At 64.6% G+C, this 13,110-nt stretch carries 12 protein-coding genes; 8 read left to right on the forward strand and 4 right to left on the reverse strand.

The features are described from left to right. Nucleotides 1-285: 285 nt before the first annotated feature. The 4 genes from E1809_RS15515 to E1809_RS15530 are packed head-to-tail and all read left to right on the forward strand — an operon-like array spanning nt 286 to nt 4,051. Nucleotides 286-933 (forward strand): GntR family transcriptional regulator, encoded by a 648-nt coding sequence (locus E1809_RS15515; protein WP_133205142.1) that lies wholly within the window; start codon nt 286-288, stop codon nt 931-933. Nucleotides 934-982: 49 nt separating this feature from the next. Further along, nucleotides 983-1,798 (forward strand): aspartate/glutamate racemase family protein, encoded by an 816-nt coding sequence (locus tag E1809_RS15520; protein WP_133205143.1) that lies wholly within the window; start codon nt 983-985, stop codon nt 1,796-1,798. Then, entirely contained in the window at nt 1,791-3,326 is a 1,536-nt protein-coding gene (locus E1809_RS15525) for an amidohydrolase family protein (protein ID WP_133205144.1), read from the forward strand. Before E1809_RS15520 ends, E1809_RS15525 begins: the two co-directional genes overlap by 8 nt. 2 nt (nt 3,327-3,328) lie before the next feature. Continuing rightward, nucleotides 3,329-4,051 carry a maleate cis-trans isomerase family protein gene (locus tag E1809_RS15530; RefSeq protein ID WP_235835626.1) on the forward strand — a complete coding sequence of 241 codons (723 nt, stop codon included), beginning with the start codon at nt 3,329-3,331 and terminating at the stop codon, nt 4,049-4,051. A gap of 217 nt (nt 4,052-4,268) precedes the next feature. Here E1809_RS15530 and E1809_RS15535 read toward each other — a convergent pair whose 3' ends face one another. Both E1809_RS15535 and E1809_RS15540 read right to left on the reverse strand, forming a co-directional pair. Then, nucleotides 4,269-4,847 (reverse strand): VanZ family protein, encoded by a 579-nt coding sequence (locus E1809_RS15535; RefSeq protein WP_133205145.1) that lies wholly within the window; start codon nt 4,845-4,847, stop codon nt 4,269-4,271. Nucleotides 4,848-5,070: 223 nt separating this feature from the next. Continuing rightward, nucleotides 5,071-6,837: a GNAT family N-acetyltransferase gene (locus E1809_RS15540; RefSeq protein ID WP_133205146.1), complete on the reverse strand. Its 1,767-nt coding sequence runs from the start codon at nt 6,835-6,837 to the stop codon at nt 5,071-5,073. 84 nt (nt 6,838-6,921) lie between these two features. On the opposite strand from E1809_RS15540, the gene E1809_RS15545 reads away from it, so the two are divergent. After that, complete coding sequence (locus E1809_RS15545; RefSeq protein WP_133205147.1) at nt 6,922-7,701, forward strand: alpha/beta fold hydrolase; 780 nt, start codon at nt 6,922-6,924, stop codon at nt 7,699-7,701. 329 nt (nt 7,702-8,030) lie between these two features. Next, nucleotides 8,031-9,701 (forward strand): ABC transporter substrate-binding protein, encoded by a 1,671-nt coding sequence (locus E1809_RS15550; protein ID WP_133205148.1) that lies wholly within the window; start codon nt 8,031-8,033, stop codon nt 9,699-9,701. Nucleotides 9,702-9,766: 65 nt separating this feature from the next. Here the strand turns inward: E1809_RS15550 and E1809_RS15555 are convergent, their stop codons facing one another. Together E1809_RS15555 and E1809_RS15560 are read right to left on the reverse strand one after the other, a co-directional pair. Further along, a complete protein-coding gene (locus tag E1809_RS15555) occupies nt 9,767-10,879 on the reverse strand; it encodes a glycerate kinase (RefSeq protein WP_205754207.1) in 1,113 nt (370 codons plus the stop codon). Nucleotides 10,880-10,890: 11 nt separating this feature from the next. After that, nucleotides 10,891-11,370: a GNAT family N-acetyltransferase gene (locus E1809_RS15560; RefSeq protein WP_133205150.1), complete on the reverse strand. Its 480-nt coding sequence runs from the start codon at nt 11,368-11,370 to the stop codon at nt 10,891-10,893. Between the two features lie 185 nt (nt 11,371-11,555). On the opposite strand from E1809_RS15560, the gene E1809_RS26725 reads away from it, so the two are divergent. Both E1809_RS26725 and E1809_RS15565 read left to right on the forward strand, forming a co-directional pair. Then, complete coding sequence (locus tag E1809_RS26725; RefSeq protein ID WP_165962337.1) at nt 11,556-11,711, forward strand: hypothetical protein; 156 nt, start codon at nt 11,556-11,558, stop codon at nt 11,709-11,711. A gap of 141 nt (nt 11,712-11,852) precedes the next feature. Continuing rightward, nucleotides 11,853-13,091, forward strand: coding sequence for an MFS transporter (locus E1809_RS15565; RefSeq protein ID WP_268908704.1), 1,239 nt, complete (start codon nt 11,853-11,855; stop codon nt 13,089-13,091). The last annotated feature ends 19 nt before the right edge of the window (nt 13,092-13,110 follow it).

Here is a 13,110-nt window from a genome sequence, read left to right on the forward strand (position 1 = left end):
GTTTCTGGTGTGTGAAATCCGGCCCGAGGCGAACAGATCAGTGTTCTCAGCCTGATGCCGGCAATATGCAATCGAAGCAAGGATGGTATCCCAATTTGGGATCCCAAGATCAAGGTAAATGTGAGATGGCACACGAGTCAAGAGGTCTGGAGAACTTTAAAAATCCGGATTCGCGGGACTATTGACTCATTTAGCGTCGCCGACTTAAGCTCATTTTTGGGATCCCAATTGAGATCCGGGCTCTGACAACTATGAGCTTCTGAATCCGACTCTCAAGGGGGACACATGGCCCAGCAGCTCGAGGAAACACAGCGTGAACGACCACTGCGCGAGACGATCCGCGATACCCTCCGGACCCGGGTCTTCGAGGGACATTATGCAGCGGGGACGCGCCTTGTTGAACGGGATCTGGCGGCGGAGTTCGGTGTGTCGCGGCTCCCGGTCCGGGAGGCGCTGCGGATGCTGATCCAGGAGGGCATCCTCGCCGAACGGGCCCCGCGCGGTTCAGTGGTCGCGGGTCTGAGCGATAAGGATGTCGCAGATTTGTTCGATGTGCGCCTTTCACTGGAGGTGCTGGCGTGCCGGCTGGCCGCCCAACGTGCGACACCGACCGACATCGCCCGGCTCGACTCGCTCCTCGCCCGCGCCTCGGATGCGCTGGCTCGAGGCAGCATCAACGAAGCGCACCGTGCAAACAGCGAATTCCATGACGAAGTCACCCGCATCGCCGATAACGGCTTCCTGCGGACGGCCCTGGAACCGCTGCAGGGGCGCATGCACTGGATCTTCAGGCATGTCACCGACCTGCCTGAACTCGTACAGGAGCACCGCGACCTGCTTACTGCCATCGCAAGCGGGGACGCGGACCGTGCCGCGAAGCAATCGGCCCTGCACATTCAGAAGTACCTCGAACAGTATCCGGATACGGTCTGACGATGCCCGCCGGTGCGCAGCCAACCTCACCTGCCAAGGAGAACCGAACATGAGGCTCCTTGTCGTCAGCCCGAACGCATGCCACGAGGTGGCGGAACTAGTCCGCGTCGAGGCTGAAAGATCCAAAGCACCCACCACTGCACTGACGTTGCGTGCGGCCACGCGCAGCCCGGGGAACATCGAGACCGGTTTTGGATCACTCGCGGCAGCAGTAGCTGTCGCGGAACTCATTTCAGCGCAGCGCGGCAACGTGGACGGCGTCTTGGTCGCTTCCTTCGGCGACACCTGGATCCCCGAACTGCAGGAACTCATCGATGTTCCTGTGCTGGGTATGACGGAGGCCGCGCTTTGCGCTGCGGCCCTTCAGGGCCGCAGGATCTCCATCGTCACCGTCTCGGAGCGTCTCACGGCGCGCTACCGGGACAGCGTCGAGTACTTCGGCTTCAGCCGTCGGCTGGCCTCGATCCGTGGAATAAGGGAACCCCTCCGCGGCATGGGCAAAGTACAGGAGCACTTCAGGCCGACCCTCGTCGAGCTGGCCCGTCTGGCCGTGACCGAGGACGGCGCCGACGTCGTCATCCTGGCCGGGGCGCCTCTGGCCGGGCTCGCCAGGGACATCCGGCCGGAAATCGAGGTACCCGTGGTGGACGGGGTAGGAGCCGGAATCAGATTCGCGGAAGCGATCGTCGGGCTGCACTCCGGATCCCGCCGCGCAGGATCGTTCACCGCTTCGCCGCCCAAACGCAGGGTTGGACCCAGCCCGGCCATCAATGCCGTACCTGGCGTCAGCCGGGCCGCGGACGAATTCAGCACACCGAGCCTGGCTCAGGCTCTTACATCGAAAGGGGTACCATCCCATGGCTGATCTGGTGATCGCCGACGGTCTTGTCGTCAACGCTTCCGGCGCCCGGAGGGCGCACGTAGTGGTCGAGAACGGCCGCATTGCGGCTATCCTTGACGCCACCGAGCCCGTTCCGGCTGCAGACCGGGTGATCAATGCCGACGGTCGGGCCGTCATCCCCGGAGGCGTCGACGGGCACTGCCACGTTGCCCAGGTCACGGGACGCTACCGAACGCTCGACGATTTCGCCATCACCTCAACCGCCGCGTTGTGGGGCGGCACAACGACCATCGTCGACTTCGGCATCCCGCGGGACGACTCCGAAACCCCCCTCCAGGCCGCACGGAATAAACTCGCACTCGCGAAGGAGTCCCGCTGCGACGTCGCCCTGCACGGCTCCGTCGTCTCGTGGGACGATACCGTCCCCGCGCAGCTCGAGGAGCTCGCCGCGCTCGGCATCCGCTCCGTGAAGATGTACATGACCAACCGCGGCTCGACCATGGCGGACAACGACACGGTCCTGAAAGTCATGAAAGAGATGGTCCGGCTCGACGGCCTCACCTACATTCACGCCGAGCACGACGCGATGATCGTCCACTGCACCCGGGAGCACGCCGAGGCTGACCGGATCGGTATCGAGCACCTCCACGAGACCCGGCCTGAGCTGACCGAAGAAGCATCCGTTCGCGAAGTCCTCGCGATGGCCGAATACACCGGAGCGCCCGTGTACTTCGTACACCAGTCCACGCCGGGCGCAGTCGATCTCGTCACCGACGCCCGGGCACGTGGCCTTGATGCCCACTCCGAGACGTGCCCGCATTACCTCGTGCTCGACGACGGCGTCTATGCCTCCCGCTTCCCCGAATGGTTCGCTTGCTGCCCGCCAATGCGTTCCCGGAAGACCGTCTCGGCCCTGCGCGGCCGCTTCGCAGACGGCTCAATCCACACGATCTCAAGCGACCACTCCTGCTACGACCTCACCCAAAAGCGCGAACGCACGGACGACATCCGCCAAATGCCACACGGCCTCCCCGGCGTCGAAACGCGGATGCCAGTCGCCTTCACCGCCCTCAGCGAGGCATTCCTTGAGAGCAGAACAGGCGTTGAAACCGCGCCAGGCACTGCAGCCACCATGGACAACGAAGCCCTGCTCTGCCGCTTTGTCGAGATGTTTTCAACGGCCCCGGCCCGCATTAATGCCATTCCCGGAAAAGGGGTTATCGCCCCCGGTTACGACGCCGACTTCGTGATCTTCGATCCCGGCGAAGCCCGAACTGTCGTAGCATCCTCCCTGCACATGGGAACGGACTTCTCCCCATTTGACGGGAAAGTGCTACACGGATGGCCCCAAGTCGTCGTCGCCGCGGGAACCGTTGTCCTCGACGAAGCAGGCTTCCACGACCCCGGACCGGTGGGACGCTTCCTGTCCCGCCTCGGCTACCGCGAGACCGCCACGCACCCAGGGACCATGGACGCGTCGGCGCCACTCCTTCCAGGGCTGCAGGCCGCAGCCCACAGCGCCCGACCGAACGTCGGCGCAAAGGCGAAATGATCATGGCAACCGCCCGCCCGACACGGATCGGCATGATCGTCCCGTCATCGAACACATGCCTCGAACCGATGAGCTACAGGCTCCTAGGCGACCGAGAAGACGTCACCATCCACTCAACACGCATCCCTGTGACCCGCATAGCGCTCGACTCCGGCTCGGACCAGCAGTTCGACGTAAAGGGCATGCGGAACGCCGCCGAGATGCTCGCAACCGCCGATGTCGATGTCATTGCCTGGAACGGCACCTCGGGTTCGTGGCTCGGGCCCGAACACGACCGTGAAATCGTCGCAGAGATCACGGCTGCCACAGACATCCCCGCCACGACATCCACCTTGGCCTACCTCGACGCCTTCGAAGCTTCCGGCATCAAGACAATCGGCCTGGTGACACCGTATACGGCCGACGTCAACCTCCAGGTGATCGAGCGATACAAGGAAGCAGGGGTGCAAGTCACCGGCCACCACGCACTCGGTCTCATCGACAACGAGTCATTCGCACGCGTCGCACCTTCCGACCTTGTGGGCCCCTCCCTGGAACTCGCTGCACAGAGCCCGGACGCTCTGGTGTACCTCTGCACGAACCTGTACGCAGCACCCATTGTCGCGGACATTGAAAATCAGGCGCATATCCCGGCCCTCGACTCGGTAGCCGTCACACTCTGGCGCTGCCTCCAGATCGCCGGCGCTCCGCTGCTATCTCCGCGCTGGGGCAAGTTGCTCACGTGACCGGACCAGCTGCACCCTCAGGCAACGGCCCGAAGTGGCGTGCCGGGACCGGAGCAGGGGGATCAGACCTCAGCGCCAGAGCGCAATAACGACGGCGGCACCTCCTACCGTCGTGGCGATCAATGACATAGCACCTACGAAATGTGGGCATCGACGTCGTCTATGCCGTTCCGGATGGAGGCCGCTCTGCCGGGAGGCTGCGGGGTGGGGATTGTGTTCACATGTGTAGTCGGATGATGAACAGGAAGTAGCACCAGACGGGCATCGAAAGCAGTGACAACCCGGCCATTGCAGTCCGTACCCGGGATGGCTTGCGCAGGATCGCTGAGAGCAGCCGGAATACGAGCATTCCGATGAGTCCTCCGACGCTGTTCAGGATCACGTCGTCGATGTCCGATGCTCCAACCGCGAACACGCCCTGGATGATCTCTACGGCGACGCTGACCGAGGCGACCGTGAGCATGGTCAGCCATGCGGCCGCCCGGTGTCGGAGCCACGATGCGTAGGCTCCGAGCGGGATGAAGATCAGGATGTTCCCGACGACGTTGGCGAACGCCACTCTCGCGGTCCCTGGCGAGTGGCTGAACGCATATTCGGCGATGCTTGCGAACGGGATGAGATTGATCGATCTCTCCGAACCCGGTGCACGGGAGAAGAGAAGCAGCCTCAGCAGGAAAGCCGCGTAGAGGGCGAAGACGGCGACGATCGCGACGGTCTCCGCTTTCGCCCGCTTCGTGGCGGGTCGCCGACTCGGCACATCATCTGCGACCGCGGCGGGTTTCGGTTGTACACCCATCCCCAGGACGGTACAGAGGGAACCTGTCGTGCTCCTGTGAGACCTGGACTCGACAACCGACGCCGAAGAGCGCAACGCTGCCGACCGTGGATCCTTGTCCCACGAAAGCCACCGCGACGATACCGGGTTTAGCAACACTCCGTGGGTCGTTGCACTCGCTTCAATGCTGACGATGGATACACCGATTCAACCAGACCCGCGTCCGGCCCGGGGTTTGAACTGCTTAAATGCTCCGTTTCAGCCCGACGTGGGCAGTCCGATATCCGAGCCGGGTGTAGAAGGCCCGGGCCCGTTCCCGTGCTTCGTCGGTGGTCACTTGTGCCAGTTGTGCTCCGCGGGCACGCCCGAAATCGTGTGCCCACTCAAGCATCGCGGTGCCCAGGCCACGTGAACGTTCCGCGGCCGCGACCCGAAGCCCCTCGATCTGCAGCCGGGAAGAACCGCCCCGGGAAAGACCCGGAATGATGGTCAACTGCATCGTGGCGACGATGCGGTCGGCACCATTGCGGACAACCCCCAGATAGTTGGACTTGTCGCGGACAACCGCGTCATAGGCCGCCTCGTAGCGTTCGAGCTCGACGCACTCACGATCGGGACCGAACTGATCATCGGATAGCAGCCCGGCGATGGCTCCAACGTCATCGCGGCTCGCCCGTTCCAGCCTGAAGGTCCGGCCCGCCACCCTCAGCAGTCCTCGGACCGAGGATCGTGCATCCGCCTGCAAACGAGCGACCAGCAGGTCGAGCCATCCGCCGACGTTGGCTCGAGCCTCAAGGGTGTCGGGATAGCGGCATCTCAAGTGAAGACCGGACTCGTCCAGGATGAACCAAAGCATCACGCCGTCGGTGTCGATTGCCGCGCTCACGTATTGCGCGTCGAGTCCGATGGAATCGATCCGTACCGGCAGCCTGCGCAGGTCCAGCCAGGAGATCGCGAACATGCCGGGAGCCACGGGCATGCCGCCCCATGGAGCCAGCACGTCAGCGAGCGGCCACGAGCCAAGCCGCACAGCTTCTTTTACAGCAGCCGCCGCGGCGCGCGGCTCAGCGACCGCCGACTCAAGTACCGAATTGGTGATGAACCAGCCGACCGAGTCATGCCATTTGTCCTCGAAGCGGCTGTGCACGGGAAAGACTGCCCGTAGCGGGCTCCCCGCCAACTCGCGGGTTACCGCAGTCATAGCAACAACTGCGAGGGCGAGCGTCGAGACACCGTCGTCGCGGGCCTGCGCAGCAAAGGCGGCACCGTCGTCGAGATCGAACACATCGCGCACTTCCACACGCTCGCGATGCGGAGCGGGCGCGCCTAGGGGCAACGGGAACTGCGGCATGACGCCGCCGCTGTCACCGATGATGTCTTTCCAGCGTTGACGGACGTCGTCCGGCGCCGCATTGCGATCCAGCAGTGCTTGCGTGTGTTCTTCGAATGCCGACACTTGCCCGGGCAACGGTTCGCGGCCCGCCTTCCCGGCATCGAGCGCCGACAGCAGGTCGCGCGCGATCACCAACATGGACCACATATCGACGTGGGCGTGGTCGGCCGCAATCACGACGGTGAGTCCAGCGGCAGTCTCCAATACGCACAGCCGGTGGGAGGGCTGTGCGTAGGGGGAACATGCCGCGTCGAGAATGTCCCGCGCCGCGTCATTGACGGCCTGACCGGGAGAGATCTGATGCTCAACCCATGTTCCCGGACCAATCTCGATTTCGTGAAGCTCCGGCTCACCATCAGCACCGGCGACGAATGCCGTCCGCAGAGTGCCATGACGGGCGATGACCGCCAGCCAGGCGTCGGCAATTGACTCACGACGGGTTGGTGCAGGCAGCCGAAAAGACAACGCCATCCAGGAGCCGGGGCGTTCGCCTGCCCTCACATGGAGCCGTTGGTCAAAGGACACTGGAAGACGACGCTTGGGCGCAGACACACTGACGTCGTAGCCCCAAAGTCGTCCGAACGGTAGGCGCAGGTGCGAGACGTTGGTCAGCCGCATGGCGGTATCCTATCGTCCCAGATAGGTTGAACGCCCAACGCAGCCGCTCGAGGTGAGGCGGTCAGTGACGAAACGAGGAGCCTGATGCCCGTATTTGAGGTTCCCGGAGCCGAGCTTGCGGTTTCTTTGAGCGACGAAGGTGGACACCCGGTTGTCCAGCTGCACGGCCTCACCTCAAGCCGCGCGCGCGACCGGGTGCTCAACCTCGACCTCGGTCGGGGGCTCAGCGGAACCCGGCTGCTGCGGTACGACGCGCGAGGCCATGGCCGGTCGACGGGGCGGAAAGTCCCCGGAGACTATCAATGGCAAAGCCTCGCCGAGGACCTCCTTCGGGTGCTCGATCACTGGTTCCCAGGCGAACGTGTGCACGGAGTCGGTCCCTCCATGGGTGCCGGTACACTCTTGCACGCAGCTTCCCGCGAGCCGGACCGCTTTACCGGGCTCACGCTGATGGTGCCACCTACCGCGTGGGAAACCCGGGCTGCCCAGGCCGGAAACTACCGGGTTGCCGCGGAGCTTATCGAATCTGCCGGGATCGAGGCATTCCTCGCCACCACCCGCCAGGCAACACCGCCACCGGCCACCATCGGCGCGCCGGAGACGGTGCCCGACGTCGCCGTCGCCCTTTTGCCCTCGTTATTTCGAGGCGCAGCACTGAGCGATCTGCCTGCGCCTGAGTCCATCGCGCGGATCGACGTGCCGACAACAATCCTGGCGTGGATCGATGATCCCGGTCATCCGCTCTCAACCGCGGACTCCCTTGCCGCACTGCTCCCGCAGGCAACACTAACGGTCGCCCGCACCCCGGAAGATGTCGAAACCTGGCCGGGCATTCTGAGCCAGGATGTCACTCGTCGGGGCTAGGCGACAATTCGCCTGCTCACGGATAAGCGGAACCCTGCCAGCATGTCATTGTTCGAGGCGGATGCCCCATGCCCAGGGCGCCCCCGGGATGGGACGGCAGGCCGAGCCCCATCGGCAGCATGCCGAGGCCGCCGGCGGCCGCGACTGCCTGTGTGCTGCACGCTGGCGCGGTGCCAGTACCCAGAACTGTCCGATTGCATGTTGTTGTCCGTTGACCAGATTGGCAGGCGATTGATACTCTCAAATCTAACAGTTGATACATTTTGTGATTGACGATTCTGACTGAGGGTCGCTGTGGGGATGCGGCCCAAGCCACGACGGGGTGCGCGATGAGATTGATGAAGCTGTCCAAGAAGTTCGTTGTCGGCGTTTGCATGTTCTTGCTGCTGGCTCTGAGCGCCTGTGGTGGGGGAAGTTCGGGCCAGGGCGGTAGCACGCACACCTTGAGAATGGCTGCGGGTGCGACGGGGCCGTTCACGTCCCAGTTCAATCCGTTCCTGCAGGCGTCCGGGAGCTCGAGCGGCTATTCGGGGCTCGTGATCTATGAGCCGTTGATGCTCGTCGACTATGTCAAGGACACCACCAAGCCGTGGTTGGCACAGAGTTCCAAGTGGAACCAGGACGGCACGCAGCTGACGATCGATCTGCGTCCGGGGGTGAAATGGTCAGACGGCACTGCGTTCACGGCCGATGATGTGGCCTTCACCTTTGAGTTGATGACCAAGTTCAAAGCGCTGAATTTCAACGGCTTGCCAATCAAGTCCGCCACGGCGGCCAGCCCGACCCAGGTTGTTGTGTCCTTCACCGCTCCGGCGTTCCAGACTCTTTGGTACGTGACCGAGCCGGTCCAGAAGAAGCAATGGTCCTCGGTGGCGGATCCGGTGACCTACGCGAATCCGAAGCCTGTCGGCACCGGGCCTTTCATGCTCAAGAGTTTCACGCCGCAGGTGATTACCCTCGACAAGAACCCGGGTTACTGGGATGCCGGCAAACCCGCGGTGGACAGCATCCAGTACCTTGCTTACGACTCCGAAAGCAGCATGGTAGCCGCCATGCAGGGCGGCCAGGTGGACTGGATCGTGTCATCGAACACCGATCCCACGCAGATCACGCAGCACTCGCCGTCGACCCTAGCCTCATGGGCATCAACGTTCGGGGTTTCCATCTACCTCTTGCCGAACGCGACCATGGCTCCGACCAATGACGCGGCGGTCCGGAAAGCGATCAGCCAGGCGATCGACCGGCCGAACCTGGCGAAGCTGGCCTTCGGGCCGGGTGCACAGCCTGTCCAGTCCCCGACGGGGCTCGACGGTGCGGGGGCCACGGACATGATTGCGGACCAGTACAAGAACCTTTCGCTGGGCACCGGAGATGCCTCGGCATCGAAGCAGACCCTTCAGGGGGCCGGCTACACCATGGGTTCGGACGGCTACTTTGTCTCGCCGGACGGCAAGCAGCTCGCCCTGACGCTGACCGTTCCCACGACAAATCCGTACGGGGACTGGGTCCGGGCAGGGACCCTGATGACCGAGAGCCTCAAGGCGGCGGGGATCAAGCTGACCGTCAAGCCTGAATCGCAGCAGTCCTGGCGTTCGGATGTGGCCTTGGGCAATTTCCAGTTGTCGATGCGGGCTGCCGGCGGCGCCGGCTCTCTTTACGACAACCTCAGCAGGCTGGTTTCCCAGCCTGTCCCTACCGCGGGGAAGCAGGCGGTGGTCAACTGGGAGCGCTACAGCAACCCCAAGGCAGGGGAGCTCCTGAACGCCATGGCTTCCTCGGATAGTTCGAGCCCGGCGTTCAAGCAGGCCCTGGATGGCCTCCAGTCGATCCTCGTCGACGAGGCACCGGTGATTCCGCTCGGCAACCCCGCCGCGGCAGGCGTCTGGAGGACCGCCGCGTTCACCGGTTGGCCCTCGGAGCAGGATCCGTACGGGCTCCCGACGGCGAACAAGCCTTCCGTGGTCGACATCGCGGCACGGCTGGCCCCCGCCCATCACTGATAAGGAGGGCGGACCGGCGGCCGGACGGGGTTCCTTCGTCCGGCCGCCGACGCATGCCCGGACGGTCAGGCCAGCTGCGACGCCTGCGCGGCGACGAGGCGGCCCGCCTCCTGAAGCCATCGACAAGGATCCTCAAGCGCGGCTGCTGTCGAGCCAGCCAGTTCGACCAGACTCCAGGAGGCGCTGATGCCGTATGCCAGTAGCTCCGACGGTGGCAGTTCCACACGGCCTGCGACGACCACGACCGGGACACGATGTGCTGCGGCCCGGGCCGCCAGGGACAGGGGGGCCTTGCCGAAGAGGCTCTGGCTGTCGAGCGAACCTTCGCCGGTAACGAGGAGGTCGGCTTCGCCCAGCAGTGCGTCGATCCGCAGAAGGTCCAGCACCATATCGGCGCCGGAAACGCGCCTGGCCCCCAAAGCCGACATCGCCGCGAAACCGATGCCGCCACTGGCTCCCGAGCCTGGCTCCCGGGACCGGTTGCTGCCGTCACGGTCGATGAGATCCGCCCAGTGGGCCAGACCTGCCTCGAGGAGTTCGATTTCCCGGGGTCCTGCCCCCTTCTGCGGGGCGAACGTCTTCGCTGCTCCCGCGTCCCCGAGGAGCGGATTGTTCACGTCCACGGCCACGGTGATGTCCGCTTCCTGCAGCCGCGGATCCAGGGTCGACAGGTCCACGCCGCAGATCCAGGAGAGCGCCCCTCCGCCGGCGCTGCCCGCGTCATCAGGGGAGAATTCCGCGCCGAGGGCGTGGAGCATGCCGGCTCCTCCGTCACTCACGGCACTGCCGCCCGTGGTCAGGACGATTTTGCGGTGCCCGGCGTCAAGGGCCGCGGAGATCAGCTGCCCGACGCCGGTGCTCGCCGCCCTCAGGCAGGTCTGCGCGGTGCGGACGGGTACATGGTGCGCGCCCGCCCCCTGGGCCACCTCGATGTACGCGGTTCCGTCAAATGCAGCCCAGGACGCCGGGACCGGGTGCCCCAGCGCACCGTTGACTACGGTGCGCCGTATGTCGGCGCCCAGGCTTTCCAGGACAGCGATGGTGCCCTCGCCGCCGTCGGCGATGGGACATTGGACCGTTGTGCAGTCCGCCCCTGCCCCGGCCACGCCTGCGGCAAGGTGGCGGGCGGCTTCCGCCGCCGATAGCGATGACTTGAACGCGTCGGGGGCTACGAGCACGCGAACGGGTTTCACGGTAGGACCAGCCGCAGTCCTTCATGGCTGGGAACGAAGCCCAGCCGGGTATAGAAACGGTGGGCGTCGGCCCGCCTCTTGTCCGAGGAGAGCTGCACGACATGGCAGCCTTTGGATTTGGCCCGCTCCACGGCCCACGCCACCAAAGCGGAACCGGTTCCGCGCCCGCGCTGGCTTGCGGCGATCCGCACTCCCGCGAGCTGGGCCCTCAGGGCCGCGTTCCAGCTCAAGGTCGTGAAGAAGATCAACTGAAGAGTCCCGATCACCTCCCCGCCCTCATCGGTGGCCACCCATAGCTCGTTGGACGGTTCGGCGGTGATGGCTTCGAAGGCCCTCAGGTAGCCCTCCGCGGTAGTGGCGGGCAGGCCGCCGGCCGGGCCGAGTGCGTCGGATTCGAGGAGACCGACGATTCGTGGCAGGTCTTCGGCCCGGGCGGGACGTACAAATGCGCCACCGGACAGTTGTTGCAGATCCATCCACGCCTCCTACTATATGTTGAATAACAAACATGATAGATTATATGTAGCAGATATGGAGAAACAAATGTATCAACTGTTCGTTTTTCAAAGTATCGCCAGGGTTTCGGATGGCCGGTGCGGAGGGAACGGTTCGCGATGAAAAGCCGCCGGGCCGGCGGGATACTCCACTGAAGGAGGGGCGCGTGAGATCGATGCTGGTACTGCGGCTGTGGGGCCGGTTGCACGCCTGGTGGGAGAAGCGGAAAGCGGACCGGGAGGCGCGCGAGAGGCAGTGCCGGCACGACGGCACGGGCCACCGGTGCTTTGTCTGCATCAACTACTCCCACATTTATGACTGATCGTTGTCCGCGTGAGTGGACGCTCGCACGCTGAGGGTAGGGAGTTGAGTTCGACTGTTAACGCCACCGCCTCCTCGCGGAGCGAGCCGCCCCCCGCGGAGACGGACGTCGACAGCGGGTGGTCCCGTCGAGACCCTTCGTCTGGGAAACTACCGCCTTTTTCTTGCCGGCCAGCTGCTGTCGGTCTCGGGAACCTGGACCCAGCGGGTCGCCCAGGACTGGCTCGTTCTGGATCTGACCAACGGCTCGGGCGTCGCGCTCGGCCTTGTTTCGGCAATCCAGTACACCCCCATGATGCTATTGAGCTCGTGGGGCGGTCTCCTGGCGGACCGATATTCCAAACGGCTGCTGCTCATCATCACCCAGTCCGTGCTGGCGCTGGCGGCAGCGGCTCTCGGAGTCCTCGCCCTCACCGGGCAGCTCACGCTTACGGACGTCTACGTCCTTGCCGGGGTCATGGGCGTGGCCGCGGCGGTGGACAACCCCACGCGCCAATCGTTCCTCATCGAATTGGTCGGCCGTGATCGGCTTCCGGCAGCGGTCGGGCTGAATTCGGCGACGTTCAATGTCTCACGGATGATCGGGCCCGCCATTGGCGGTGCCCTGATCGTCTTGGTCGGCGCAGGCCCGGCCTTCCTGGTCAACGCGGCGTCCTTCCTGGCTGTCATCGTTTCAGTGGCTTTGATGCGCCGTGAGTCGCTGTTCGTCGAACCCCCCACCCTGCGGTCCCGCGGGCAGATCCGGGCCGGGTGGTCATACATCGTTCGTGACCGGCGGGTCGGGGCCACCCTGGGACTCGTTTTTGTCACTTCCACGTTCGCCATGAACTGGCCTGTGCTGTTGGCCCTGAGTGCGAGAAGCCGGTATGACACCGGCGCCCAGGGCTACGGGGTGCTGCTGACAGCGCTTGCGGCCGGATCCATGGCCGGTGCGTTGGTATCCGCATGGCGGGGAAGGCCCCGGTTCTCCTACCTGGTTCTCGTCACGGCCCTGTTCGCCATCACCGAAGTCGCGTCCGCGTTGATGCCAAGCTACGGCTGGTTCGTGGCTACCCTGGTCCCACTGGGCTTTCTCGCCCTGAGCATCAACACCACAGCGAATTCGCTGATCCAGGTGGTCACTCCCTATGAGCTCAGGGGGCGGGTGATGTCCGCGTTCGTGATCGCCACCGCGGGTGGAACACCCTTGGGCGGCCCGGTCCTGGGGTACCTCTCCGAACAGTTCGGGCCAGCGGCCGCACTCGCCTCTGGTGGCCTGGCATCGGCGGTGGTCACCTGCGCCGCGGCTATAAGGGTCCGCCGGACCCTTCGGACGGAACAGAAAACAGCGGACTCACCGGAACCCGATGACACGCGCGGGAGCCCGGGCGACCTTGGCTAAGCCTTGCCGCCCGGGCTCC

Origin of the sequence: Arthrobacter terricola (assembly GCF_004354015.1) — a bacterium.
Classification (GTDB): domain Bacteria; phylum Actinomycetota; class Actinomycetes; order Actinomycetales; family Micrococcaceae; genus Arthrobacter; species Arthrobacter terricola.